19 protein-coding genes and 2 tRNA genes are annotated in these 23276 nt (G+C 67.3%); 15 read left to right on the forward strand and 6 right to left on the reverse strand.

Translation table 11 applies throughout. The features are described 5' to 3' along the window. The first annotated feature begins 5 nt into the window (after window positions 1-5). From AC5Y30_RS00335 to AC5Y30_RS00360, 6 genes are all read left to right on the forward strand, one after another. Window positions 6-2060: a bifunctional copper resistance protein CopD/cytochrome c oxidase assembly protein gene (locus AC5Y30_RS00335; RefSeq protein ID WP_499915328.1), complete on the forward strand. Its 2055-nt coding sequence runs from the start codon at window positions 6-8 to the stop codon at window positions 2058-2060. 120 nt (window positions 2061-2180) lie between these two features. Continuing rightward, window positions 2181-2660 carry a single-stranded DNA-binding protein gene (locus AC5Y30_RS00340; protein ID WP_499915330.1) on the forward strand — a complete coding sequence of 160 codons (480 nt, stop codon included), beginning with the start codon at window positions 2181-2183 and terminating at the stop codon, window positions 2658-2660. A 74-nt stretch (window positions 2661-2734) separates the two neighbouring features. After that, window positions 2735-4411, forward strand: a complete 1677-nt coding sequence (ettA, locus tag AC5Y30_RS00345) for an energy-dependent translational throttle protein EttA (RefSeq protein ID WP_067357433.1) — start codon at window positions 2735-2737, stop codon at window positions 4409-4411. Between the two features lie 78 nt (window positions 4412-4489). Further along, window positions 4490-9340 carry an NAD-glutamate dehydrogenase gene (locus tag AC5Y30_RS00350; RefSeq protein ID WP_499915332.1) on the forward strand — a complete coding sequence of 1617 codons (4851 nt, stop codon included), beginning with the start codon at window positions 4490-4492 and terminating at the stop codon, window positions 9338-9340. Next, the gene (locus AC5Y30_RS00355; protein ID WP_499915334.1) at window positions 9337-9750 is read left to right on the forward strand and encodes an acyl-CoA thioesterase; all 414 of its coding nucleotides are present in this window, start codon (window positions 9337-9339) and stop codon (window positions 9748-9750) included. The genes AC5Y30_RS00350 and AC5Y30_RS00355 overlap by 4 nt, the downstream gene beginning before the upstream one ends. Window positions 9751-9782: 32 nt before the next feature. Continuing rightward, entirely contained in the window at window positions 9783-10409 is a 627-nt protein-coding gene (locus tag AC5Y30_RS00360) for a DUF8185 domain-containing protein (RefSeq protein ID WP_499916679.1), read from the forward strand. 44 nt (window positions 10410-10453) lie between these two features. On the opposite strand, the gene AC5Y30_RS00365 is transcribed toward AC5Y30_RS00360, so the two are convergent. From AC5Y30_RS00365 to AC5Y30_RS00375, 3 genes are all read right to left on the reverse strand, one after another. Next, on the reverse strand, window positions 10454-11503 hold the full coding sequence (locus AC5Y30_RS00365) for an FAD-dependent oxidoreductase (RefSeq protein WP_499916681.1): 1050 nt from the start codon (window positions 11501-11503) through the stop codon (window positions 10454-10456). A gap of 88 nt (window positions 11504-11591) precedes the next feature. Next, window positions 11592-13157, reverse strand: a complete 1566-nt coding sequence (locus tag AC5Y30_RS00370) for a glycoside hydrolase family 13 protein (protein WP_499915336.1) — start codon at window positions 13155-13157, stop codon at window positions 11592-11594. A 25-nt stretch (window positions 13158-13182) separates the two neighbouring features. Continuing rightward, window positions 13183-13569, reverse strand: a complete 387-nt coding sequence (locus AC5Y30_RS00375) for a globin (protein WP_156745326.1) — start codon at window positions 13567-13569, stop codon at window positions 13183-13185. Between the two features lie 152 nt (window positions 13570-13721). Between AC5Y30_RS00375 and AC5Y30_RS00380 the strand changes: the two genes are divergently transcribed. From AC5Y30_RS00380 to AC5Y30_RS00390, 3 genes are all read left to right on the forward strand, one after another. Continuing rightward, window positions 13722-14369, forward strand: coding sequence for an HNH endonuclease (locus AC5Y30_RS00380; protein ID WP_499915338.1), 648 nt, complete (start codon window positions 13722-13724; stop codon window positions 14367-14369). 67 nt (window positions 14370-14436) lie between these two features. Further along, window positions 14437-14673 (forward strand): aa3-type cytochrome oxidase subunit CtaJ, encoded by a 237-nt coding sequence (gene ctaJ / locus AC5Y30_RS00385; protein WP_499916684.1) that lies wholly within the window; start codon window positions 14437-14439, stop codon window positions 14671-14673. Beyond that, window positions 14660-15127, forward strand: a complete 468-nt coding sequence (locus AC5Y30_RS00390; protein WP_499915340.1) for a DUF5130 domain-containing protein — start codon at window positions 14660-14662, stop codon at window positions 15125-15127. Before ctaJ ends, AC5Y30_RS00390 begins: the two co-directional genes overlap by 14 nt. A gap of 8 nt (window positions 15128-15135) precedes the next feature. On the opposite strand, the gene pepN is transcribed toward AC5Y30_RS00390, so the two are convergent. After that, the gene (pepN, locus tag AC5Y30_RS00395) at window positions 15136-17715 is read right to left on the reverse strand and encodes an aminopeptidase N (RefSeq protein WP_499915342.1); all 2580 of its coding nucleotides are present in this window, start codon (window positions 17713-17715) and stop codon (window positions 15136-15138) included. Window positions 17716-17807: 92 nt separating this feature from the next. On the opposite strand from pepN, the gene AC5Y30_RS00400 reads away from it, so the two are divergent. The 4 genes from AC5Y30_RS00400 to AC5Y30_RS00415 all read left to right on the forward strand — a co-directional run bounded on the left by AC5Y30_RS00400 (window position 17808) and on the right by AC5Y30_RS00415 (window position 20210). Continuing rightward, complete coding sequence (locus AC5Y30_RS00400) at window positions 17808-18431, forward strand: mycothiol-dependent nitroreductase Rv2466c family protein (protein WP_499915344.1); 624 nt, start codon at window positions 17808-17810, stop codon at window positions 18429-18431. A 70-nt stretch (window positions 18432-18501) separates the two neighbouring features. Further along, window positions 18502-18981, forward strand: a complete 480-nt coding sequence (locus AC5Y30_RS00405; protein WP_499915346.1) for a ribose-5-phosphate isomerase — start codon at window positions 18502-18504, stop codon at window positions 18979-18981. Between the two features lie 18 nt (window positions 18982-18999). Continuing rightward, window positions 19000-19806, forward strand: a complete 807-nt coding sequence (locus AC5Y30_RS00410; protein WP_499915348.1) for an Fpg/Nei family DNA glycosylase — start codon at window positions 19000-19002, stop codon at window positions 19804-19806. 239 nt (window positions 19807-20045) lie between these two features. Further along, a complete protein-coding gene (locus AC5Y30_RS00415; RefSeq protein WP_499915350.1) occupies window positions 20046-20210 on the forward strand; it encodes a hypothetical protein in 165 nt (54 codons plus the stop codon). Here the strand turns inward: AC5Y30_RS00415 and AC5Y30_RS00420 are convergent. After that, on the reverse strand, window positions 20207-21397 hold the full coding sequence (locus AC5Y30_RS00420; RefSeq protein WP_499915351.1) for a serine hydrolase domain-containing protein: 1191 nt from the start codon (window positions 21395-21397) through the stop codon (window positions 20207-20209). The genes AC5Y30_RS00415 and AC5Y30_RS00420 overlap by 4 nt on opposite strands. 32 nt (window positions 21398-21429) lie before the next feature. Next, window positions 21430-21500 (reverse strand) — tRNA-Gly (locus AC5Y30_RS00425). A 149-nt stretch (window positions 21501-21649) separates the two neighbouring features. On the opposite strand from AC5Y30_RS00425, the gene AC5Y30_RS00430 reads away from it, so the two are divergent. Continuing rightward, a tRNA-Pro gene (locus AC5Y30_RS00430) sits at window positions 21650-21726 on the forward strand. Window positions 21727-21804: 78 nt separating this feature from the next. Continuing rightward, entirely contained in the window at window positions 21805-23256 is a 1452-nt protein-coding gene (tig, locus tag AC5Y30_RS00435; protein ID WP_499915353.1) for a trigger factor, read from the forward strand. Window positions 23257-23276: the final 20 nt, after the last annotated feature.

Consider the following 23276-nt stretch of genomic DNA (forward strand, 5'->3'; position numbering starts at 1 on the left):
TACGTATGACCGTCGCCCCGCCGGCCGGCACGGCGCCGACCGAGGCCGCTGCCCGGCGCCGCACGCCGGTGTGGCCGGTGCTGGTCGGGGTGGCCGTGCTGGCGGGCTGCACGGCCGCCGGCATCGGGACGCTCTCGTTGGCCAGCGCGCTGACCGCGACGGGCCTACCCGATCCGGGCCAGGTGACCACGCTGGGGCTGCCCTTCGTCCGGGCGGCGGGTGAGATCGCCGCGGTAGTCGCGGTCGGCGCGTTTCTGTTCGCCGCATTTCTGGTGCCCCCGCAACGCAACGGTGTCCTGGACGCCGGCGGGTATCGGGCCCTTCGGCTAGGGACGGTGGCGTCGGGGGTGTGGGCGGTGTGTGCCGCCCTCCTGGTCCCGCTGACCATCTCCGACGTGTCCGGACATCCCGTCGCCGACATTCCCGCGATGCGGATGTGGTCGTTGGCGGGTCTGGTCACCAACGCCTCGGCCTGGCGTTGGACCGCGGTCTTGGCCGCGGTGATCACGCTGGCGAGCCTGTCGGTGCTGCGCTGGTCGTGGACGCCGGTCCTGGTCGCCGCCTCGGTGACGACGTTGATTCCGCTGGGGTTGACCGGTCACTCGTCGGCCGGCGGTTCGCACGACCTGGCCACCAATGGCCTGCTGATCCACCTCGTCGCCGCCAGCCTGTGGGCCGGTGGCCTGCTCGCCCTGCTTGCGCACGCGTTGCGTGGCGGCGATCACCTGGGGCTGGCCGCCCGGCGTTTCTCGATGATCGCGCTGTGGTGTTGGGTCGCGATGGCGGTGAGTGGCCTGGTCAACGCCCTGGTCCGGGTGCAGCCTTCTGACCTGCTCAGCACCGAGTACGGGCGGCTGGTGATCGCCAAGTTCGTCGCGTTGTGCCTGCTGGGCGGGCTCGGCTGGCGTCAGCGGCGCGTGAGTGTGGCTGCGCTGCAAACGGATCCGAGTCACGGGCGCGGCGCGTTGCTGAGGCTGACGTTGATCGAGGCCGCTGTTTTCGGCCTCACGTTCGGTATCGCCGTCGGCCTGGGTCGCACCCCACCGCCGCCACCGCCGGCGCGGCTGCCGTCGATTCCCGAAGCCGAGATCGGTTACGACTTCGACGGGCCACCGACCGTGGCGCGCATCCTGTTCGATTGGCGCTTCGACCTGATCTTCGGTTCGGCGGCCATCGTGTTCGCCGCCCTCTACGTGGCCGCCCTGGTTCGGTTGCGCCGCCGCGGCGACACCTGGCCACCGGGGCGCACCTCTTCTTGGCTGCTCGGCTGCCTGGTGTTGCTGTTCGCCACGTCGTCGGGCGTTGGGCGCTATATGCCGGCGATGTTCAGCATGCACATGGTGGTCCACATGTGCCTGTCGATGCTGATCCCGATCCTGCTGGTGCTCGGCGCCCCCGTCACCCTGGCCTTGCGGGCACTGCCCGCCGCCGGCCGAGACGATCCGCCGGGCATGCGGGAGTGGCTGTTGGCCGCGCTGCATAGCCGCTTCTCTCGGTTCCTCACCAATCCGGTGGTGGCCACCGTGCTGTTCGTCGCCGGGTTCTACGGGCTGTATCTGTCGAACCTTTTCGACACCACCGCGAGCAGCCACGCCGGGCATCTGGCCATGAATGTGCATTTTTTGCTCAGCGGCTACCTGTTCTATTGGGTGGTGATCGGGGTCGATCCCACGCCGCGGCCGATCCCGCCGCTGGCGAAGGTGGCCGTGGTGTTCGCATCGCTGCCGCTGCACGCCTTTTTCGGGGTGGTGCTGATGGGCACCAAGAAGGTGCTCGGCGCCGACTATTACCGCTCGCTCGGCCTGTGTTGGCACACCGATCTGCTGGGCGATCAGCGCCTGGGCGGGGGCATCGCCTGGGCGGCGGGGGAATTCCCGCTGGTGATCGTCATGCTCGCGCTGCTCATTCAGTGGGCGCGCAGCGATCGCCGCACCGCAACACGATTGGACCGGGCCGCCGAGCGTGACGACGACGCCGAGCTGGTGGCCTACAACGCGATGCTTGCGCAGCTGGCGCAGGGCGAGAAGCCCAAGCCGTCCGGCGCGGCCGACCCCGACTGATCCACAGTCCCGCTTTCGTCCACAGCTACGGCCGATCGCCGGGCCGTTTCCCGCGGCGTTCGTCGGTGGCGCCGCGCTAAATGGCGGCCATAGCCAATGCAATCGAGAAGGGATCAGCCCATGTTCGAAACTTCGCTTACCGTCGTCGGTCACATCGTCAACAACCCCGAGCGTCGACAGGTCGGCACCCAGGAGGTCATCAAGTTTCGCGTCGCCAGCAATTCCCGGCGCCGCACGGCCGACGGCGGTTGGGAGCCCGGCAATTCGCTCTTCATCAACGTCAATTGCTGGGGCAGGTTGGTCACCGGCGTGGGTGCCGCGCTCGGCAAGGGCGCGCCGGTGATCGTGGTGGGCCACGTGTACACCAGCGAATACGAGGACCGCGACGGCAACCGCCGGTCGTCGCTGAAGATGCGCGCCACCTCTGTCGGGCCCGACGTGTCCCGTGCGATTGTGCGCATCGAGCGCCCGGGCTACACCGGTCCGACGCCCACGGAGGCCATCGCACCGGCGGCGGATGAGCCCGACGCCGCTGGTGAGGACGCTGATGCCGATGACGTCGAGTCAGCTGACACCGGCCCGCTGCCGCTGACCGCTTAGCGGCGGGCCGCGGCTGCCGCGCGATGCCTAGGATGGTCCGCGAGATCACTGCACCAGAAAGGCATAACCGCGGCATGGCTGAGTTCATCTACACGATGAAAAAGGTCCGCAAGGCGCACGGCGACAAGGTGATCCTGGACGACGTCACGTTGAGCTTCTATCCAGGCGCCAAGATCGGTGTCGTTGGCCCCAACGGCGCCGGCAAGTCGAGCGTCTTGCGGATCATGGCGGGCCTGGACAAGCCCAACAACGGCGACGCCTTCCTGGCCAACGACGCGACCGTCGGGATCCTGCTGCAGGAGCCCCCGCTGAACGAGGAGAAGACCGTTCGCGGCAACGTCGAAGAAGGCCTGGGCGAGATCAAGGTCAAGCTCGACCGCTTCAACGAGGTCGCCGAGTTGATGGCCACCGACTACTCCGACGAGTTGATGGAGGAGATGGGCCGGCTGCAAGAGGAGCTCGACCATGCCGACGCGTGGGACCTCGATTCGCAGCTGGAGCAGGCCATGGACGCGCTGCGCTGCCCGCCGCCCGACGAGCCGGTGACCAACTTGTCCGGTGGTGAACGTCGCCGCGTCGCGCTGTGCAAATTGCTGTTGTCCAAGCCCGACTTGCTGCTCCTCGACGAGCCGACCAACCACCTGGACGCCGAGAGCGTGCAATGGCTCGAGCAGCACCTCGCCTCCTACGCGGGCGCGATCCTGGCGGTCACCCACGACCGGTACTTCCTCGACAACGTCGCCGAATGGATCCTGGAACTGGACCGCGGCCGCGCCTACCCGTACGAAGGCAACTACTCGACCTACCTGGAGAAGAAGGCCGAGCGGCTGGCGGTGCAGGGGCGCAAGGACGCCAAGCTGCAGAAGCGGTTGACGGAGGAGCTGGCGTGGGTGCGCTCCGGGGCCAAGGCGCGTCAGGCCAAGAGCAAGGCGCGGCTGCAGCGCTATGAGGAGATGGCCGCCGAGGCCGAGAAGACGCGCAAGCTCGACTTCGAGGAGATTCAGATCCCGGTCGGTCCGCGGCTGGGCAACGTCGTGGTCGAGGTCGACCATCTCGACAAGGGCTACGACGGCCGCACCCTGATCAAGGACCTCTCGTTCACGTTGCCGCGCAACGGCATCGTCGGTGTCATCGGGCCCAACGGGGTCGGTAAGACCACGCTGTTCAAAACCATCGTGGGCCTCGAGCAGCCGGACAGCGGCACGGTCAAGGTCGGCGAGACCGTCAAGCTCAGTTACGTCGACCAGACCCGCGCCGGAATCGATCCCAAGAAGACGGTGTGGGAAGTCGTCTCCGACGGGCTGGATCACATCGTCGTCGGCCAGACCGAAGTGCCGTCGCGGGCCTACGTGTCGGCGTTCGGGTTCAAGGGCCCAGACCAGCAGAAGCCGGCCGGCGTGCTCTCCGGTGGCGAGCGCAACAGGCTCAACCTCGCGCTGACCCTCAAGCAGGGCGGAAACCTCATCCTGCTGGACGAGCCCACCAACGATCTCGACGTCGAAACGCTGAGTTCCCTGGAGAACGCCCTCGAGCAATTTCCCGGCTGCGCGGTGGTGATTTCGCACGACCGATGGTTCCTGGACCGCACCTGCACCCACATCCTGGCTTGGGAGGGTGACGACGACAACGAGGCCAAGTGGTTCTGGTTCGAGGGCAACTTCGGCGCCTACGAGGAGAACAAAATCGAGCGACTCGGAGCCGAAGCGGCACGGCCGCACAGAGTGACCCACCGCAAGCTGACGCGGGACTAGTGTCAGCTCTGCCCCGCAGTGCCACGGAACGGGGCGACAGAGCGCACTGACAACCGTCGTGAGTTGGGAGCTATCGGCATGACGATCGATCCCGGAGCCCGACAAGGTCTCGAGCCGTGGACCAGCTTCAGCAAGCAACAGGACATTCCTGAGTGGATCTCGAAAGCCTACGTAGAGAGCTATCGGGGTCCGCATAGCGACGAGCCGGGGGGCGCGGAAACCAGGCCCATCGACCTGACCGTGCCGACGGCCATCGTGACCCCGGCCATGCTGAGCGCGCACTATCGACTCGGCCTGCACCGCCCCGACGGCGAAAGCCGCGTCGCGGTGTACTCCGCGGAAGACCCAGCCGGGTTCGGCCCCGCCCTGCAAGTGGTCACCGATCACGGCGGCATGCTGATGGACTCCGTGACCGTGTTGCTACACCGGCTCGGGGTGCCGTACACGGCAATCATGACGCCGGTGTTCGAAGTCAAGCGCAGCCCCGAGGGGGACCTGCTGCGCGTCGAGGCGAAAGCGGAAGGCGCATCGCAGTACGCCGGCGAGGCGTGGATACACGTGCAGCTGCTGCCGTCGGTCGACAGCAAGGGGCTCAACGAGGTCGAACGGCTGCTGCCCAAGGTGCTGGCCGACGTTCAACAGGTCGCCAGCGACGCGGCGAGTTTGATCGCCGCGCTGAACGATCTGGCCGCCCAAGTCGAGGCCAACGCCGACGACCACTTCTCGGCGCCGGACCGCGACGACGTCGCCGCGCTGCTGCGGTGGCTGGTCAACGGAAACTTCCTGCTGCTCGGCTACCAGCGGTGCCACGTGCACGACGGGCAGGTCTCCGGCGACGGGACGCCCGGCCTCGGCGTCCTGCGCACCCGCACCGGCTCGCGCCCCCGGCTGACCGACGACGACAGGATGCTGGTGTTGGCGCAGTCCGTGGTCGGCAGTTACCTGCGCTACGGCGCCTACCCGTACGCCATCGCGGTTCGCGAATATGTCGACGGCGCCGCGATCGAGCACCGCTTCGTCGGGCTGTTCACGGTGGCCGCGATGAACGCCGATGTCTTAGAGATTCCGACGATTTCGCGCCGGGTCCGCGAAGCGCTGGCCATGGCCGACAGCGACCCGATACACCCGGGCCAGCTGCTGCTCGACGTCATCCAGACCGTTCCCCGCTCGGAGCTGTTCACGCTCAGCGCCGAACGACTGCTGGCGATGGCCAAGGCGGTGGTGGATCTGGGACCGCAACGAAACGCGTTGCTGTTTCTGCGCGCCGACCGCCTGCAGTATTTCGTTTCCTGCCTGGTGTATCTGCCCCGCGATCGCTACACCACGGCGGTGCGGCTGCAGATCGAAGACATCCTGGTGCACGAATTCGGTGGCACCCGATTGGAGTTCACCGCGCGGGTCAGCGAATCACCTTGGGCACTAATGCATTTCATGGTTCGTCTGCCTTCCGATGCGCCCGACTCGGCGCCGGTCGACGTTTCCGAAGACAACCGGATCCGCATTCAGGCGTTGCTGAGCGAAGCCGCGCGAACCTGGACCGACCGGCTGGTCGCCGCGGCCGCCGACGGCTCGGTGGGGCACGCCGACGCCGAGTACTACGCGGCCGCCTTCCCCGAAGTTTACAAGCAAGCCGTCACCCCGGCCGATGCCATCGACCACATCGCCATCATCAATGGGCTGCAGGACAACTCGGTCAAGCTGGTGTTCGTCGAAGGCGACGACGGGACCGCGCAGCTGACCTGGTTCATGGGGGGACGCACCGCCTCGCTGAGCCAGCTGTTGCCGATGCTGCAGAGCATGGGTGTGGTGGTGCTCGAGGAGCGCCCGTTCACGGTCAACCGGTCCGATGGCCTGCCGGTGTGGATCTATCAGTTCAAAATCTCACCGCACCCCACCGTTCGGCTGGCCTCGACGCAAGCAGAGCGCGACGCGATGGCGGAGCGGTTCGCCGACGCGGTCACCGCGATCTGGCAGGGCCGCCTCGAGATCGACCGGTTCAACGAGTTGGTGATGCGCGCGGGCCTGCAATGGCAGCAGGTCGTGCTGTTGCGGGCCTACGCAAAGTATCTGCGGCAGGCGAACTTTCCCTACAGCCAGTCCCACATAGAGTCGGTGCTCAACGAACACCCCTCGACCGCACGATCGCTGGTCGCGCTGTTCGAGGCGCTGTTCGACCCGAGCCCCGATTCGTCGGCGAACCGCGATGCGCAGGCCGCCGCCGGGGCGGTCGCCGCAGACATCGACGCGCTGGTGGGCCTGGACACCGATCGCATCCTGCGGGCCTTCGCATCGCTGGTGCAGGCCACGTTGCGCACCAATTACTTTGTCACAAGGGAGGGTTCGGCGCGGGCCCGCAACGTGCTGGCGATCAAGCTGGACGCCCAGCTGGTCGACGAGCTACCGCTGCCGCGCCCGAAATACGAGATCTTCGTCTACTCGCCCCGGGTCGAAGGCGTGCACCTGCGGTTCGGGCCGGTGGCCCGCGGCGGCCTGCGCTGGTCTGACCGTCGCGACGACTTCCGCACCGAAATCCTGGGCCTGGTCAAAGCCCAAGCGGTCAAGAACGCCGTCATCGTGCCGGTGGGCGCCAAGGGGGGATTCGTCCTCAAGCGGCCCCCGCTGCCCACCGGCGATGCCGCGGCCGACCGCGAGGCCAGCCGCGCCGAGGGGGTCGCCTGCTACCAGCTGTTCATCTCCGGCCTGCTCGATGTCACCGACAACGTCGACCACGCGACCGGGAAGGTCAGCCCCCCAACGGAAGTCATTCGGCGCGACGGCGACGACGCATACCTGGTGGTGGCGGCGGACAAAGGCACCGCCACCTTCTCCGACATCGCCAACGATGTCGCGAAGTCCTACGGATTCTGGCTGGGTGACGCGTTCGCCTCCGGCGGGTCGGTCGGATACGACCACAAGGCCATGGGTATCACCGCCAAGGGTGCTTGGGAGGCCGTCAAACGGCACTTCCGCGAGATGGACGTCGACACGCAGACCGAGGACTTCACCGTGGTGGGCATCGGCGACATGAGCGGCGACGTCTTCGGCAACGGCATGCTGCTGAGCAAGCACATCAGGCTGCTCGCCGCCTTCGACCACCGACACATCTTCCTGGATCCCGACCCCGACGCCGCGCGTTCGTGGGAGGAACGCCAACGGATGTTCGACCTGCCGCGGTCCAGCTGGGAGGATTACGACGCGTCGCTGATCAGTGCGGGCGGCGGGGTGTACAGCCGTGAGCACAAGGCGATTTCGGTCAGCCCGCAGGCCCGCGCTGCGTTGGGCATCGAGGGGCCGGAGGAGGGGGCCACCGAGATGACCCCGCCCAATCTGATCAAGGCGATTCTGCAGGCGCCGGTGGACCTGCTCTTCAATGGCGGCATCGGCACCTACATCAAGGCGGAGTCCGAATCCGACGCCGACGTCGGCGACCGCGCCAACGATCCGGTCCGGGTCAACGGAAGCCAGTTGCGCGCCAAGGTGATCGGCGAAGGCGGCAACCTGGGGGTGACCGCGCTGGGTCGCGTCGAGTTCGACTTGGCGGGTGGCCGGATCAACACCGACGCCATGGACAATTCGGCCGGTGTGGACTGTTCGGACCACGAGGTCAACATCAAAATCCTGATCGACTCCCTGGTGACCGCCGGCAAGGTCGAACCCGAGGAGCGAAAACCGCTGCTGGAGTCGATGACCGACGAGGTCGCGCAGCTGGTGCTCGCCGACAACGAAGACCAGAACGACCTGATCGGCACCAGCCGCGCGAACGCGGCGAGCCTGCTGCCCGTGCACGCCATGATGATTCAGTACCTGGTCGACCAGCGCGGCATCCACCGCGACCTGGAAGCACTGCCCTCGGAGAAGGAGATCGCGCGGCGCGCCGAGGCCGGCATCGGGCTCACCTCACCGGAGATGTGCACCCTGATGGCCCACGTGAAGCTGGGTCTCAAGGAGGAGATGCTCGAGACGGAGCTGACCGAGCAGGATGTGTTCGCCTCCCGACTACCGCTGTACTTCCCAAAACCCTTGCGGGAGCGGTTCACTCCGGAGATCCGCGCGCATCAGCTGCGCCGCGAGATCGTCACCACCATGCTGATCAACGACCTGGTGGACGCCGCCGGGATCAGCTACGCCTTCCGGATCGTCGAGGACGTTGGCGTCGGGTCGGTCGACGCGGTGCGCACCTATGTCGCCACCGACGCCATCTTCGGGGTGGGAGCGATATGGCGGCGCATCCGCGCGGCGAATCTTCCTGTCGCACTGTCGGATCGGCTTACGCTGGACACCCGGCGGCTGATCGACCGGGCGGGGCGCTGGCTGCTCAACTACCGTCCGCAGCCGCTGGCGGTCGGCGCCGAGATCAACCGGTTCGCCGCCAAGGTCCAGGCGCTGACGCCGCGCATGTCGGAGTGGCTGCGCGGTGACGACAAGGCCATCGTCGAAAAGGAAGCCGCGGAATTCACCTCCCAGGGCGCGCCAGAAGACCTCGCCTATTCGGTGGCCGCCGGGCTCTACCGCTTCAGCCTGCTCGACATCATCGACATCGGCGACATCAGCGACATCGACGCCGCCGAGGTCGCCGATACCTACTTCGCGCTCATGGACCGGCTCGGCACCGACGGGCTCCTGACGGCGGTATCCGAACTGCCTCGACGCGACCGCTGGCACTCCCTGGCGCGCTTGGCGATTCGTGACGACATCTATGCCTCGCTGCGATCGCTGTGCTTCGATGTGCTGGCCGTAGGGGAGCCGGACGAAAGTGGTGAAGAGAAGATCGCCGAGTGGGAGCACCTGAGTGCCTCCAGAGTCGAGCGGGCCCGCCGAACGCTGATCGAGATCCAGGAAAGCGGGAACCGGGATCTCGCGACACTGTCGGTCGCCGCGCGGCAAATCCGTCGCATGACCCGCACCAGTGGAAGAGGATCATCAAGTTGAGCGTCGGCTTCGTCGCGCCCGTGCCAGTGCGCTGGTCGGACATCGACATGTATCAGCACGTCAACCACGCCACCATGGTCACGATCCTCGAGGAGGCGCGCGTCCAGTTCCTCCGAGAGGCGTTCGAGGTCGATATCTTGACCATCGGGTTGCTCATCGCCGAGGTCAAGGTGACCTACAAAGGCCAGCTGCGGCTGGTGGATTCGCCGCTGCAGGTGACCATGTGGACCAAGCGGTTGCGGGCGGTCGACTTCACGCTGGGCTACGAGGTGCGCTCGGTCGGCGCGGATCCGGAGTCGAAGCCCGCCGTCATCGCCGAGTCGCAACTGGCCGCCGTGCATATCGAGGAGGAGCGACTGGTGCGCCTCTCGCCACAACATCGGGAGTACTTGCAACGTTGGATCAGGTAGCCGAGCGAGGATTATGGCTGGGCGCCGACGCCATGGACGCCCACCGCAGGGATCTGGCAGCGTTCGTCGACCGCGCACTGCGACTCGATGATGCCGCGATCATCCGATTCCGAACCCGATCCCCGGGGCTGCTGACGGCCTGGGTAGCAACGGGTTTCGACGTGCTGGCCAGCAGGGTGGTGGTCGGCGAGGCGCGGCCCGGCGATCTGTCGGTGGGCGCGGACGCGCTGGCGCGCGGCCTTTCCGCGATGGACGCCTCGGGTTACGTCGATCCCGGCTTCGCGATGGATTCGGCGTGGCGCGGTGCGTTGCCGCCGGAAACCGGCTTCACCCACCTCGAGGACATACCGGCCCGGGTGATGCTGGACTTGGCGCAACGCGGTGCGCAACTCGCCAAGCAGCACAGCGGTTCTCATGGCCCGCCGGTGTCGCTGCTCGATCAGGAGGTCGTTCAGGTGAGCTCGGCCGATGTGCGCGTCGGGCTACCTATGCGCTGCGTGTTCGCGTTGACCGCGATGGGGTTTTTGCCGCAGTCGCCCGATGCGGTCGCCGCCGACGAATTGATCCGGGTCCGGATATTGCCGACGTGGTTGCGTCTGGACGCCCGGTTCGGTTCGGTGTATCGCCGCCGCGGCGATCCCGCGCTGCTGCTGGGCTGACGCGAACCGGTCGTGAGCGATTTCTCAAACGGATCACGCTGAGTTTAAGCCGAATGCGGGCCGGGCTCAGCACGCGGCTCAGGGCCGTAGCGCAGCCACAGCGGCAGCACGGCGTCGAGATGGTCCATGAACTTCTTCAGGCCCACGCGAAACTGCCCGTAGCCGTAGGGGTCTTCGGCGTACTGGGGGAACGCGATGCCCACCCCGAACAGGCCGGGGGCCAGTATTCCGTTGATGCGGTTGTAGTCCAGCCGCCCCCACTGCGGCGTCTCGGGCAACTTTCTGCGTTCGAAACCGACGGTGTAGACCACGCGGTCGCATTGCGCCAGTTTCTCGTCGAATTGCGGGCTCGATACCCAGCAGCGTTCGAGGCCGTCGGGGAGTGCCCCGTCGATGTTCTCGCGCGCCCAGACGGCCGCCTGGCCCTTCAGCCCTGTGTCGTCAAACAGGATCCAATCATCCAGATAGACAGCGTATTTCAGGGGGCTTCGGTAGAAATTGATGATGCGTTTGACGGGGTGGCGCAGCAGGTTCGGCAGCACGATCATCGACGAGTGCGACGAGCCGAACACGGCGACCGTCGCCCCTTCGAGTGATTCTTCGGCCAGCCTGTCGGGGTCCAGGGCGACCTGGACGTCGATCTCCTCGAGGTCGGGGTGGCAAAGCTTTTTGGGATCTGCGCCGACGGCGAGGATCACGTTCTTGGCGAAGATGTCGCGCTGTTCGGTCTCGACCCGCCATTGCCTGTTCGCCAAGAACAGCGCGGTGGCGGTCGTCGTCAAGGCGTCGACCTGCTCACGCAACTGCTCGGTGATCCACACCAGGGGTTCGGCGACCAGGCCGAGCGCACAAGTCTCTTGTGGATCGATCTCCTTGAGCGGCATCGGCGGTGCTTCGGAGAACCGAAAGGCCTTGGAGCCGTTGAAGTACTCGAGGAAGAGCGCGACATGGGTGTTGCTGGAAACAGACCGCCACTTCTGGCCGATGTCGCCGCCGGCGAAGGCCGGATCGATCCAGGCGATCCGTTCGCCCGCGACTCCGTGATCCAGCAGCCTTCCCACCGCGGCGATGCCCGCCGGCCCGGCACCGATCACTGTCCACTCGTAGGAAGCCATGCACAACATATAGAGCAGTCCGCCGCGAAATGCTCACCGTCGATTCGGCGGTGTGACCGCGGACCGGCTACGCCAGCCAGGCCGCGGATTCGGGTGGCAGTTTTCCGCCCAGCAGCGGTGCGCTCGCCAGCATCAGCTCGCCGGGCGGCAGCGGCAACGGCGATTCGCCGGCGTTGAGCGCGCAGACCAGCCCACCGGGGCGCCGGAAGATCACCACGTCGCCGGGCGCATCCAGCCACTCGACGCCGTCGCCGTCGAATTCCGCGCGGCGCTTTCGCAATTCGATCGTCCGCTGGAAGAACGACAGGGTCGAGTCGGGATCGCCGCTCTGCTTCTCGACGGTCAGTGCCGCCCATTGGGCGGGCATCGGCAACCACGTCTGCGACGACGACGAGAACCCGAACGGCGGCTCCTGACCCGACCACGGCATCGGCACCCGGGACTTGTCGCGGCCCCGCTCGGTGTGTCCGGACCGTTCCCAGGTCGGGTCCTGCAGCACCTCCTCGGGCAGATCCAGCACGTCGGGCAGGCCCAATTCTTCGCCGTTGTAGATGAACACCGTGCCCGGCAGGGCGAGCATCGCCAACGCCATGGCCCGAGCCCTGCGCAGCCCGACCTCGCCGCCGCCGTAACGGGTCACCTCGCGTTCCACGTCATGGTTCGACAAGGTCCAGGTCGGGACGGCGTCATAGATCGCGGTGGCCGCGAGCGAGTTCTCGATGGCGTCACGGATCTCGCCGGCGTCGAAGCCGACCTTGGTCAACCGGAAATTGAAGCCCAGGTGCAGTTCGTCGGGCCGTAGGTACTCGGCCCACAGCTGGTTGTCCATCACCCACACCTCGCCGATGGTCACCGCAGCGGGGTACTCGTCGACGACCTTGCGGATTTTGCGGTGGATGTCGTGCACACCCGCGTTGTTGAAACGCGGGTCGTCGTCCGTGTGCCTCAGCACCTTGACGTCGGCCTTGGCGTCGGGCAGGCCGGGCGGCTTGGCCATCCCGTGCGCCACGTCGATGCGGAAGCCGTCCACCCCCCGGTCCAGCCAGAACCGCAGCGACGTGGCGAAGTCCTCGAAGACCTCCGGATTCTCCCAATTCAGGTCCGGCTGCTCGGCATCGAAGAGGTGCAGGTAGTACTGGCCAGGGTTGCCGTCCGGCTCGACCACCCGCGTCCAGGCGGATCCGCCGAACACCGACGTCCAGTTGTTCGGTGGCAGCGCCCCGTCGGGCCCCTTGCCGTCGCGGAAGTGGTAGCGCTCCCGCGCGTCGGTACCCGGGCCGGCGGCCAGCGCCGCCTGGAACCACGGGTGCGCGGAGCTGGTGTGGTTGGGCACCACGTCCATGGTGATCTTTATGCCCCGCCGGTGCGCCGCCGCGATCAGCCGGTCGATCGCGGGCATCCCGCCGAACAGGGGGTCGATGTCGCGCGGGTCGGCGACGTCATAGCCGTGGTCGGCCATCGGGGAGACGGTGACCGGGCTGAGCCAGATCGCGTCGATGCCGAGCCGCTCCAGGTGATCCAGATGGGCGACGATTCCGTCGATGTCGCCGACGCCGTCACCGTTGCTGTCGGCGAACGATCGCGGATAGACCTGGTAAAAGACCGCGTTCGACCACCATGCTGCGGGGCTCATGCTGCTCCGTTCGGTTGCGAGGCATCTAGAAGGGCGAATTGACCAGCGAGTCGGCGGCCATCTCCAGGTAGTTGAGCAACTCGCGGCGGTGCTCGTCGTCGAGCGTCTGCGAATCGATCGACGCGACGGCGGTGTGCATGCACCGCAGCCACGCGTCGCGCGCCAGGGGAGTGATGCGGAAGGGCACGTGGCGCATCCGCAGTCGGGGGTGTCCGCGGCGGTCGGAGTATGTGCGCGGGCCGCCCCAATACTGCTCGAGGAACATCCGCAAGCGTTCCTCCGCGCCCTCGAGGTCGTCCAGCGGGTACAGCTCGCGCAGGATCTCGTCTTCGGGAACCTGGGCGTAAAAGCGGGACACGATCGCGTGGAAAGTCTCGGCACCGCCGACCGCGTCGTAGAAGGACTCTGTCACCTGATCCATCGCCGTCCATTGTGGTGCATCCTCGCGGCACCAAGCGGAGGCGGCCCGGCCCCATGCCTGGTGTTCACCGGATCGACACGGCGGTCACCTGCAATAGGGGTGCGATCGGCGGCGAATCATGGTGGACTGTTCGCGGAGGATCTATGGCGCAGGGCAAGAGACGCCGCAGGCACCGCAGTCAGGTAGCCGCGGCAGGGTCAACCGGGCCCATAACCGCGTCGTCGCTGCATAGTGTTGAGATCCATCCGCCCGTCCGCTCGGAGGGTGCTTCGCTGTGGAGTCGCCGGCGGGTCCTGCTGCTGAATTCCACCTATGAGCCGCTGACCGCGCTGCCGCTGCGCCGCGCGATCGTCATGGTGATCTGCGGAAAAGCCGACGTGGTACACCACGATCCGGCCGGCCCCGTCATCCACTCGGCTACCAGCTCGATCGTGGTGCCCTCGGTGATCCAGCTGCGGTCCTACGTTCGGGTTCCTTACCGGGCGCGCGTCCCGATGACCCGCGCCGCGCTGATGCACCGCGACCGGTTCTGCTGCGCCTATTGCGGGAAGAAGGCGGACACCGTCGACCATGTGCTGCCCCGCAGCCGCGGCGGTGACCATTCCTGGGAGAACTGCGTCGCGTGCTGCTCGACGTGCAACCACCGCAAGGGCGACAAGCTACTCAGCGAGCTCGGCTGGGCACTGCGCCGCCCGCCGCTGCCGCCGACCGGGCAGCATTGGCGGCTGCTGTCGACGGTCAAGGAACTGGATCCGGCGTGGGCTCGATACCTGGACGAGGGCGCCGCCTGATCGGCGATCGGGTGTCCGGTCGTGCCGGTAGATCACTTCGTGGGATACGGTTTGCGTCGTGAGCCCAATGCATGTCCATCTGTTCATCGTCGGAATACCGCTGCTGTTGGTGATCCTGCTGTCGGCGCTGATCTGGTCCCACAAGGGGCCCCACCCGGCGGCCTACAAGTTGGGCGAGAAGTGGACGCATCCGCCGATCTTGTGGGCGGCCACCGGCGAAGACGTCGGCGTTGCCCACGGCGGGCATGACGGGCACGGTACGTCGGAATTCGCAGTCGGAGGTGGCGCCAGTGGCACGTGGTGAGGTAGCGACGAGGGAACCCGCCGGGCTGCCCCACGGCTCGGTGATCACCACGAGCGGACGGATCTCCGGCGTGACCGAGCCGGGCGAACTGTCGGTGCGATTCCCATTCTCGACCAAAGACCTGGTCGCCGTGGACGATGCGCTGAAGTTCGGCTCTCGGGCATCCAAGACGCGCTTCGCGATCTATCTGGGCGACCTGGGCAGCGACACCGCCGCGCGAGCCCGCGAGATCCTGGCCGACGTGCCGACGCCGGACAACGCGGTGCTCCTGGCCGTCTCGCCCGACCAGAAGGTCATCGAGGTGGTCTACGGGTCGCAGGTTCGCGGCCGTGGCGCCGAGTCGGCCGCACCGCTGGGTGTGGCCGCCGCGTCGTCGGCGTTCGAGCGCGGCGACCTGGTCGACGGCCTGGTGAGCGCGATTCGCGTGCTGAGCGCCGGGATTTCGCCCGCCTGACTTAAGGCTCAGTCCTCGCCCGCGTCGACTCGGCGCGCCCGCAACGAACGCTTCACTCCGGCCTGGCCCTCGAGCACGAGGCGTCGCAACGGGGCCGGCACCTGTGGGTCGGACAGGAACTTGTCCGCGGCGGCGACGCCGTCGTCGCTGATGTCCCAGTGCGGGTACAGGCCGATCACGACGGTCTGGGCGACTTCGCTGGACCGGCGCGCCCAGACTCCGGAGATCGCCTCGAAGTAGCGCGCGGTGTACGGCTTGAGCAACTCGGCCTGCCCGGGCGGGGCGATGCCCGCGATGATCGATCGGGCGGTGATGTTCGCCAGGGTGTCGTCCTCGACCACCGTCGTCCAGGCTGCGTCCTTGACGTGCAACTGGGGTCGAGCCGTCGCGGCCTGGGCGCCGTGGCGCTTGCCGGCGGCGGTCGGGTCGCGCTGAATCTCGGCATCGATGAACGGTGTCGCGGGTCCGTCGGCGTCGACCTCGCCCGCGGTGGCCAGCGCCGTGACGATCCGCCACCGCAGGTCCGTGTCGACCTCGAGGCCCGCCAGGCCCGACTCGGCGGGGTCGCGGTCGAGCAGGTTCGCCAGCGTCGCAACATGACTGGCCGACAGCACCGACGAGCACAGCGTGTTGACGAAGGCGAGTTGGTGATCTGAGCCGGGCTGCGCGCCGCGTGCCAGCTCCAGCAGCCGGTCGGCGAACCGCGGCCAGCCGTGCTCGCGCGCCCAGCCCTGCTCCGCGTATGACGTCAGGGCCGTCTGCGCCTGCAGCAACAACCGCTGTGCCACACCCACTTCGGACTCGGCGTGCACGCCGCCCATCACCAGGGCCACGAAGTCGCGGGCGCGCAATTCGGCCTCGCGCGTCATCTCCCAGGCCGCCGACCAGACCAGCGACCGCGGCAGCGGCTCGGCGATGTCGGCGATGCGCTCCAGCGCGGTGCTCAGCGACTCGGCGTCCAGTCGCAACGAGCAATAGGTCAGGTCGTCGTCATTGACCAGCACCAGCCGGCCCCGCGAAACACCAACCAGCCCAGGGATTTCCGTGACGGGCCCCTCGACGTCGAGTTCCTCGCGGTGCACCCGCACCAGCTTGCCGGTCCCGTCGTCGTCATAGATCCCGACCGCCAGCCGGTGCACGCGGGTCTCGCCGGCACCCGGCGCGGCGCCGCTCTGGGTCACCGCGAACCGGGTGAACTCGGCGTTGCCGTCGACGTCGAACTCCGCCCGCAACGTGTTCAGCCCGGTCGTCTTCAGCCACTGCTGACCCCAGTCGGACAGATCACGTCCCGACGCCCGCTCCAAGGCGGCGACCAGATCGTCGAACGTGGCGTTGCCGAAGGCGTGGGCGCGGAAGTAATCGCGCAGCCCGGCCAGGAAGTGCTCCAGCCCGACGTAGGCGACGAGCTGCTTGAGCACCGACGCCCCCTTGGCATAGGTGATGCCGTCGAAGTTCACCTCGACTGCGGCCAGGTCGGGGATGTCGGCGGCGATCGGGTGCGTCGACGGCAACTGATCCTGGCGGTAGGCCCATGACTTCTCGACCGTCGCGAACGTCGTCCACGCCTCGGTGAATTCGGTTGCCTCGCTTTGGCACAGCACCGATGCGAAGGTGGCGAACGACTCGTTCAGCCACAGGTCGTCCCACCACGTCATGGTGACCAGGTCCCCGAACCACATGTGCGCCATCTCGTGGAGCACGGTCTCGGCGCGCCGCTCGTAGGAGGCCCGGGTGACCTTGCTGCGAAAAACGTAGTCCTCGAGGAACGTCACCGCGCCCGCGTTTTCCATTGCGCCGGCGTTGAATTCGGGAACGAACAGCTGATCGTATTTCCCGAAGGCGTAGGGCATGCCGAAGTTCTTGTGGTAGAAGCCAAATCCCTGTTTGGTCTGGGTGAACAGCCGCTCGGCGTCCATGTGTTGGGCCAGCGAGGACCGGCAGAAGATGCCCAGCGGGATCTCGCCGTGCTCGTCGGTGTAGGTGTCGTTCCACTCGGCGTAGGGGCCTGCGATCAAGGCGACCAGGTAGGTGCTCATCCGCGGGGTGGTGGCGAAGGTGTGCAGGCCGTCGTTCACCGACACCGTCTCGCCGTTGGAGATCACCTTCCAATGCGTGGGCGCGGCGACCCGCACGTCGAACGTCGCCTTCAGGTCCGGCTGGTCGAAGCACGCGAACATGCGCTTGGCATCGGCCGTTTCGAACTGGGAGTACAGGTAGGTCTCGTTGTCGACCGGGTCGACGAACCGATGCAGACCCTCACCGGTGTTGGAGTAGCGGCAGTCCGCATCGACGACGACGACGTTGCGGTCGGCCAGCCCGCGCAGCGGGATGCCCGCCGACTCGTCGTAGCCCGAGACGTCCAGATCGCGCCCGTTGAGCGTGGCGCTGCGGATGGTGTCGGCGGCGATGTCGATGACCGAGTCGGCGCCGGCGAGCGCGTCGAACACCACGGTGGTGACCGAGCGGAAGGTCCGTTCGCCGGGCGCGCCGGAGCCGTCGGTGAGATCGAGGTCGATCTGGTAGCTGGCGACGGTGATCAGGGCGGCGCGCTCGACGGCTTGTTCGCGGGTGAGGTTGGGGAGAGCCACATGTCCAACTTACGGGTCGGGCAAATCGGGAACAGGACGTAGACGCCTACGGTTGTGCAGATCAGACTTTCAACTTCACGAAAGGATTCGCCATGCCTGAGAGCGCCGCCGCGAAGAACAAAGCCGATTTCTGGTTCGATCCGCTGTGTCCGTGGGCGTGGATCACCTCGCGCTGGATTCTCGAGGTGGAGAAGGTTCGCGACATCGACGTCAACTTTCACGTGATGAGCCTGGCGGTGCTGAACGAGAACCGTGAGGGTCTGCCCGACGAATACCGCGAACGGCTGGCGAAGGCCTTCGGCCCGGTGCGGGTGGCGATCGCCGCTGAGCAGGCCCACGGGCCCGAGGTTTTGCGGCCGCTGTACACCGCGATGGGAACGCGGATCCACAACGAGGGCAACAAAGAGCTCGATGACGTGATCAAGCTGGCGCTGGCCGACGCGGGCCTGCCGGCCGAGTTGGCGGAGGCCGCGAACAGCGACGAGTACGACGAGGCGCTGCGCAAGAGCCACCACGCCGGCATGGATCCGGTGGGCGACGACGTCGGCACCCCGACCATTCACGTCAACGATGTGGCGTTCTTCGGGCCGGTGCTCTCCAAGATTCCGCGCGGGGAGGAAGCGGGCAAGCTGTGGGACGCCTCGGTCACCTTCGCGTCCTACCCGCACTTCTTCGAGCTCAAGCGCACCCGCACCGAGAAGCCCGAGTTCGACTGACCGGGTCGGGCGGCGATCCCGCGCGATCGCCGCCGCCGGCCCGGAGGCGGGCTGTGTAAGGATTGCGGGCATGCGCGTCTACCTCGGCTCTGACCACGCCGGATTCGAGCTCAAGCAGCAGATCACCGACCACCTCAAAAAATCCGGGCACGAGCCGATCGATTGCGGCGCCTTCAGTTACGACGCCGAAGACGACTACCCGGCCTTCTGTATCGCCGCCGCGACACGCACCGTGGCCGATCCGGACAGCCTGGGCATCGTGCTGGGGGGGTCGGGCAACGGCGAGCAGATCGCCGCGAACAAGGTCCCCGGCGCCCGCTGCGCGCTGGCCTGGAGCGTCGAGACGGCGACCCTGGCCCGCGAACACAACAACGCCCAACTGATCGGCATCGGCGGCCGCATGCACACCGTGGCCGAGGCGCTGGCCATCGTCGATGCCTTCTTGACCACGCCGTGGTCGAGAGCCGAACGCCACCAACGGCGTATCGACATCCTCGCCGAATACGAATGCACCCATCAAGCCCCGCCGGTGCCCGGCGCGGCGGGTTGACGCCCGAAAGGTCTGCGCGTGCCCGAAGGGCATACCCTGCACCGGCTGGCCCGGCTGCACCAACGCCGTTACGCCGGCGCCCCCGTCGCGGTGTCCAGCCCACAGGGCCGCTTCGCTGACTCGGCCGCGGTGGTCGACGGGCGCGTGCTGCAGCGCACCAGCGCGTGGGGCAAACACCTGTTTCACCACTACGCCGGCGGCCCCATCGTGCACGTGCATCTCGGGCTGTACGGTGCCTTCACCGAATGGGAACGGCCCGGTGACGGGTTGTTCCCCGAGGCGGTCGGGCAGGTGCGGATGCGCATGATCGGCGCCGACCACGGCACCGACCTGCGCGGCCCGACGGTGTGCGAAGTCATCGACGAAGGCCAGGTCAGCGACGTGCTGGCCCGGCTGGGCCCCGACCCGCTGCGCGGCGACGCCGATCCGTCGTGGGCGTGGCAGCGGATTGCCAAGTCCCGCAGGCCCATTGGCGCGCTGCTGATGGATCAGACGGTGATGGCCGGCGTCGGCAATGTCTATCGCAGCGAGTTGCTGTTCCGCCACGGCATCGACCCGTTCCGGCTCGGCCGTGACGTCGGCGAGGACGAATTCGATGCGGCCTGGACCGACCTGGTCGCGCTAATGAAGGTCGGATTGCGCCGGGGCAAGATCATCGTGGTGCGGCCCGAGCACGACCACGGCGCGCCGTCGTATCGGCCCGATCGGCCCCGCACCTACGTCTATCGGCGCGCCGGCGAACCGTGCCGGGTGTCGGGCGATCCGATCCGCACGACGGTGCTGGAGGGCCGCAACGTCTTCTGGTGCCCCACCTGCCAGACATAACAGCGTCGACGGCCGGGCATCGAGGCTCCACACGATTCCGTTTCGTGCGCCACCGGCCGGGTACGGCTCCTAGATGAAGAAATCGATACGTGCCGTTGCGGCCACGGCCACGCTTTCGGCAGGTCTGGGGCTGGTCGGACTGGGTGCCGCGAGCGGTGCTCAGGCACAAGTGACGTCCTTCCCGAACTACCCGTGCAATCCCGGCGAGACCTGGAACCCGGGAAACGGGCCCTATTGCAATGTCCCGGGGCCCGGTCCCGGATGGGGGAACGGCGGAGACCTCGGTCCCGGACCCGGCGGCGGTGGACCCGGCGGCGGTGGACCCGGCGGCGGTGGACCCGGCGGCGGTGGCGGGCACGGCGGCGGTGGAGGCGGCGGCGGCCACTAGCGCTGTCGAGCGCTAGACGACTCCGAGCACTGAGTAGACCTCGTTGGACAGGACCAGACTGCGGGGGTCAGCGTTGGCCTTGGTCGGGTCGAAGTGATTGGCCACATAGGCGTAGCCGATGCGGTGCTCCAGGTCGACGAACCCGAACGAGCCGCCCAGTCCGCCATGGCCGAAGATCCGGGGGTTGGGCCCGTTGACGCACCGCTGGTTGAGCATGTAACCCAGCCCCCAGCCGTGATCGGCGACCCGCGGCCCGAGTACTAAATCGGTGTCCTGCCCACCCCGGCACACCCGCACCAGATCCATGTGCTCGCGGCTGAGCACCTTCTCCTGAGCGAGAGCGTTGTAGAACGTCGCCAACCCCAGCGCTGACACCTGCCCGTTGGTGCCAGGGAACTCGAGTTCGCGCCACAGATTCAGATCGTGCGAGCCGAGCTCGTCATCGGGGGCGAACCCCATCGCGATGGATAGCCCCGCCTTCGGGTGCTCAGCCAGGCTGGTCGGGTATTCGGGTGCCTTCGCGTCGGCCAGCAGATCGCGGGCGTGCGGCTTGTTGACCCGCTCGGCGCAGCGGTGTTGCTCGCTCAACGGCAACCCGATATGGACGTCGGCGCCCAGCGGTTCGGCGATCTCGGTGCGCAGGTACTGGCCGATGGTCCGGCCCGTGACTCGGCGGAACACCTCGCCCACGATGAAACCGAAGGTGGTCATGTGGTAGCCCTGCGCGGTGTCCGGCTTCCACCACGGCTCGGCGGCGGCCAGTTGTTCGCAGACGTAGCCCCAGTCGGCGACCTCTTCCCACCGCAGGCGCGTGCGGGGGCCGATGACGCCGGATCGGTGGCTCATCACCATCGCCAGCGTGATGTCCTGTTTGCCCGCCTGGGCGAACTCGGGCCAGTAGTGCGCGACCGGAGCCTGCAGGTCCAGCTCCCCGCGGTCGGCGAGCTGGTGCACGCAGGTGGACGACAGGCCCTTCGTGCCGGACAACACGGTGGTCAGGGTGTTCTGCTGCCACGGCCGGGTACGGGCGGCGTCGGCCCAGCCGCCCCACAGATCGACGACCAGAGTCCCATCGACCCACACGGCCACGGCCGCGCCGACTTCATCGCCTTGCGTGAAATTGCGCTCGAACGCGTCGCGAACTCCGACGTAATCCGAGGCGCATGAGCCATGGATCGACGCGTCGGTCAACAGGTCGCTCATGGCGCCTTTCTATCGAGCAGATAGTTAGCCCGAGCGGGCGACGGGAATCGAACCCGCGTAGCTAGTTTGGAAGACTAGGGCTCTACCATTGAGCTACGCCCGCATGTGTTCAGTCGAGCGTGACTGTAGCTGGCGACAAAGATCAAATCTAATCGACTCGGTTTTGTGATCGCTTCGTGAGGTCTGCGACGTCGCCGCGAAGCCCGTGGCCAACCCGGTGTTTCAGGGGCCTTAGGATCATCGAGGTCAGCGCGGGGTGTAGCGCAGCTTGGTAGCGCATCCGCTTTGGGAGCGGAAGGCCGCAGGTTCAAATCCTGTCACCCCGACCAGCACGACCGGCCCGGTGCCCTGAGCGGGACCCACCGGCGCCAATGACGAGCAACGAACGAGCATTGAGGAGCACACCCGTGAAGAGCACCGTCGAGCAGTTGAGCCCCACCCGGGTGCGCATCAACGTGGAGGTCCCTTTCTCGGAACTCGAACCCGACTTCCAGCGCGCCTACAAGGAGCTGGCCCGGCAGGTGCGACTGCCCGGGTTCCGGCCGGGCAAGGCGCCGGCGAAGTTGCTGGAGGCGAGGTTTGGTCGCGAGGCGATGCTCGATCAGGTCGTCAGCGAGGCGCTGCCGGCGCGGTACGGGCAGGCTGTCGCCGAATCGGAGGTGCACCCGCTGGGCCAGCCCGAGATCGAGGTCACCAAAAAGGAGTACGGCGAGGAGCTGGCCTTCACCGCCGAGGTCGACGTGCGCCCCAAGCTCACCCTGCCGGACCCCGGTGAGCTCAAGGTTTCGGTGGACCCGATCGAGGTCAGCGACGATGACGTGGAGGCCGAATTGCAGTCTCTGCGTGCCCGATTCGGCACCCTGACCGGTGTTGACCGGCCCGTCGCCGACGGTGACTTCGTCTCGATCGACCTGTCGGCCACCATCGACGGCGAAGAGATCCCCGGCGCCGCCGCGCAAGGCCTGTCGCACGAGGTGGGCTCGGGTCGCCTCATCGCGGGCCTGGACGAGGCCCTGATCGGTTTGTCGGTCGACGAACCCAAGGAGTTCACCGCGCAGCTGGCGACCGGCGAGCACGCCGGCAAGGACGCCCAGGTGACCGTCACGGTCAAGTCGATCAAGGAACGTGAGCTGCCCGAGCCCGACGACGAGTTCGCGCAGCTGGCCAGCGAGTTCGACACCATCGAGGAGCTGAAGTCCAACCTGCGCGAGCAGGTCGGCCGCACCAAGCGTGCTCAGCAGGCCGAGAACATTCGCGAGGCCGCCCTCGACACACTGCTCGAGCAGGTCGAGGTCCCGCTGCCGGAGGCGATCGTCAAGGCCCAGGTCGACAGCGCCCTGCACAACGCATTGCACAGCCTTGACCACGACGAGTCCAAGCTGGAAGAGGTGCTGGCCCAGCAGGGCAAGTCGCGCGAAGAGTTCGAGAGCGAGACGCGCACCGCCGCCGAGACGGAAGTCAAACGCCAGCTGCTGCTGGACGCCCTGGCCGACGAGCTACAGGTCCAGGTCGGCCAGGATGACCTGACCGAGCGGCTGGTGGCTACGTCGCGGCAATACGGCATCGAGCCCCAGCAGCTGCTGGGCTATCTCCAGGAGAACAACCAGCTGCCGGCCATGTTCGCCGATGTGCGCCGGACGTTGGCGATCGCCGAGGTGATCCGGGCGGCGACCGTCACCGATACCGCGGGAAACGCCATCGACACCAGTGAATTCTTCGGCGGCCGCCCGGAGGCCGACGAGGCCGAGGCGACGGGTGAGGCTGAGGAGGCCGACAATCCAACTCCGGAGGCCGACGAGGCCGAGGCGACGGGTGAGGCTGAGGCCGACGACCCCGAAGAGGACGACGCCGCGGAGTGACCGCGCCGTGAAGCTGTGAG

The sequence above is a fragment of the Mycobacterium sp. NGS27 genome, from assembly GCF_059813005.1.